At 51.9% G+C, this 3,204-nt stretch carries 3 protein-coding genes; all 3 read right to left on the bottom strand.

Annotated elements, in window-relative coordinates; translation table 11 throughout:
• Positions 1–747: septum site-determining protein MinD (gene minD / locus ACR0QE_RS13275; protein ID WP_432628809.1), on the bottom strand; the 747-nt coding region annotated here is incomplete at its 3' end.
• A gap of 69 nt (positions 748–816) precedes the next feature.
• Entirely contained in the window at positions 817–1,482 is a 666-nt protein-coding gene (locus ACR0QE_RS13270; protein WP_432628808.1) for a septum site-determining protein MinC, read from the bottom strand.
• Between the two features lie 53 nt (positions 1,483–1,535).
• Positions 1,536–3,204 (bottom strand): penicillin-binding transpeptidase domain-containing protein (locus tag ACR0QE_RS13265; protein WP_432628807.1); only part of this gene is annotated, 1,669 nt, incomplete at its 5' end.

Below are 3,204 nucleotides of genomic sequence, written 5' to 3'. Positions count from 1 at the left end.
GTGAGGATCGAGATCCATCAGAGGAATCGTCTCCCCTGTAATCCGCTTACAGATATTCAAGTATGCCTGACCGGCCAAAGAGGTTGTATCCACGAGAGGTTCTCCCTGATTTGCCGATACCACCACATCCTCGTCATCCGGCACAGCGCCGATAACTGGAACTGCAAGAATATCTGACACATCCTCGACCGACATCATATCTCCTCTGCGCACCATATCCATCCGGATCCGATTGACAATCAAATCCGTCCGGCGCATCTGCGCTGCCTCGAGAAGACCGATGATCCGGTCTGCATCGCGGATTGCGGAAACCTCCGGTGTCGTGACGACAAGCGCCCGGTCTGCCCCTGCAATCGCATTCTGAAATCCCTGTTCAATCCCCGCCGGACAGTCAAGAAGAATATAATCAAACTCTCCTTTCAAGTCCTCCACGAGCTTTTTCATCTGCCCGGGATTGACGGAAGTCTTGTCCCTCGTCTGCGCCGATGGCAGCAGATAGAGATTGGGATATCTTTTGTCTCTTATCAGGGCTTGTTTCATTCGACAGTTGCCTTCCACCACATCTACCAGATTATAAATGATCCGGTTTTCAAGTCCCATCACCACATCCAGATTGCGCAGACCGATATCTGTATCGATCAGCACGACACTGTAACCCAAAAGTGCCAGGCCTGTGCCGATGTTCGCTGTGGTCGTCGTCTTGCCGACCCCGCCTTTTCCAGAAGTAATCACCATGACTTCACTCATAGAAATGCCTCCTGAAAAATATAATAACCATTTTTTATTTTACATTAAAAGTAAAAATTTTTCCAGTATCTATTTCAAATTTAGCAGACTTAATCCCGATTTTTTTATTGCTTTCGTACAAATACTACAATTTTCCACAAATGCCAGCATCGGACCACGGCCGATTTTTCTGCCCCGGTCTCCGTAATGGCAGGAAACCTCTCCGATTTTGAGTTGAAGAGGCGCCATCTCCATCGCGGCAATCACCGCCTGCTCATCTCCGGAGGCACCGGCACACACCGTCCCCCGAAGCTGTCCAAGCACGATGACATTTCCCTTCGCAGACACGCGGGCGCCGTGGCGGACATCTCCGATAATCACGATACTCGCCTCGGACTCAAGAGATTCCCCTCGGTTTAAGTCCCCGCGGTAGAACTGACCCGTCTGCGAGGACAATTCCATCAGCTTCTCGTTGAGCGCTTTCTCGCACCGCTGCATCCGCTGTGCGTCCTGATCGAGCAGGCAGAGCACCTCAACTCCGGAGTGCTCGGTGATCGCATTGACAATCCGAAGTTCCTCCGCCGCGCTGAGCGTTCTTCCCTGCAAAATCAGCGCAATCTGAATGTTGCCCCAGAAGCGGGCGCTCTTCTCAAATTTCTCTGCGACAGCATTCTCCAGTTCTGAGAACGGGCAGTCGGGATCGAGATTCACCACCATCCCGGATTTGCTGCTCTTGATGACAACTCTGTTTTTCACAACCTGCTCCCCCGCTTTCTTTTCGATTTTCCGAAAAATACTCGCTCTGATTTTTAGTCTCCGATCTTGACATTCGATACAGAAAGTGCACCTGTATTCAGAATCTGGTCAAGCGTCGTATATCCATAGTAGAACCGGTAAACGTTCTTTGCTACACTCGCTGCGTTTGACGAGGAATATCCATACGGGATATTGACAGTCACCGCAATCTCCGGATTTGTGTACGGTCCGTAGGAAATAAAGAATGCATGGTTTCCTCGGGAGTGCGTCTCCTGCGCAGTACCGGTCTTTCCGGCGATCTCCACCGGAAGATCTCGGAAAATCTGCTTGGCAGAACCGTCGGAAACCACGGCGCGCATTCCCTGCTGAACCGCATTCCAGGTACTGTCTGCAACCTCGACATGACCGGTCACCTTCGGCTCATACGTCTTTGTCGTATTTCCCTCGTAGTCCGTCACATGATCGAGAAGCGTCAAATCAAAGACGGTTCCACGGTTTGCGATCGCTGTCACATAGCGCGACAGCTGGACATTCGTGTAGGAGTTCGTACCCTGTCCCATTGCCGAACGCTCCGGGTCCTCGGTCGTCAGCTCCGGCTGTGCCTCGGAGATCTCGATTCCGGACGGACGGTCAAGACCAAACATCGTCGCATACTTGCGGATCGTATTCAGGCCACGCTCCGTCGAATAATTTCCGTTTGCATCGGTTGAAAGCCGGTGTGCAACTTCCGCAAAGAAATAGTTACAGGAATTCTGAATTCCTCCGACAACGTTGAGCGGGCCGTGTCCGCCTCCTCCGATCCAGCACTTGATCGGCGGGGAGACCTCGCCGTACTCACCGGTGCAGACAATCGTATCATAAAGACCGATCACACCCTCCTCAAGTCCTGCGACTGCCGTGATCGGTTTGAACGTCGATCCCGGCGCCTTCTTTGCCTGCGTCGCATTGTTATAAAGCGGAAGCGAGAGATCCTCATTCAGCTGGTTGAAGTACGCTGCATCCACACTTCCTGACAGACGGTTGTTGTCGTAGCTCGGATAGGTCACAAGCGCGCGCACCTGACCGGTCTTGATGTCCGTGATCACGACACCTCCGGTACACGGATCAAGGGCGAGCTGGGCCGGGGTCAGCTGGATATTTCGGATTTTTTCACGGATGAACGTGTAGGTGTATCCGCTTCCGTTTGCCTGAAGCAGCTGAACCTGCTGGGCATCATACGGCAGAACTCCCTGATCGTAGAGTGCGATGCAGAGCTGTTTTCCTGTGATCACATCCCCGTTGATCAGATAGCGGAAAATCTGTTTTGCAAACTTCGAGTCATCCTGAAGCTGATTCATCACATAGTCGACAAGAACGGAGTAAATGTCATCCGCGCTCGAATACTTGCTCTTTACCTCAAGGCGCGTCGTGTCAATCCAGTTGTCTGAGATTCCCGCATAGATGTAATCGCGAAGGCTGATCGTATCGTCCTTCCATCCAAGGTATGCTGCACTGTTCTGGTCAATCTTGTTTCTCTGGATGATTCCGACCGTCGAACCGGACAGATAGTTGTAGATATAAACCATGTACGCCATCATATCCTTCGGAAGGTCCTTCATCGCTGTCGGGTGATCGCTCATCAGCTCGTAGCGAATGCGCTCAAGCACCTGCTGTCTCGACACCATGAAGGTGTTGTAAATCTGTTTCTCCGTCGCAGAGGCATCCTCCTGAGCCATATGACTG

This window comes from Brotaphodocola sp. (assembly GCF_050873065.1).
In the GTDB taxonomy this organism is placed as follows: Bacteria; Bacillota; Clostridia; order Lachnospirales; family Lachnospiraceae; genus Brotaphodocola.
The sequence above is the reverse complement of the archived record's forward strand: the minus strand, read 5'-3'. Positions and strand labels throughout refer to the sequence as shown.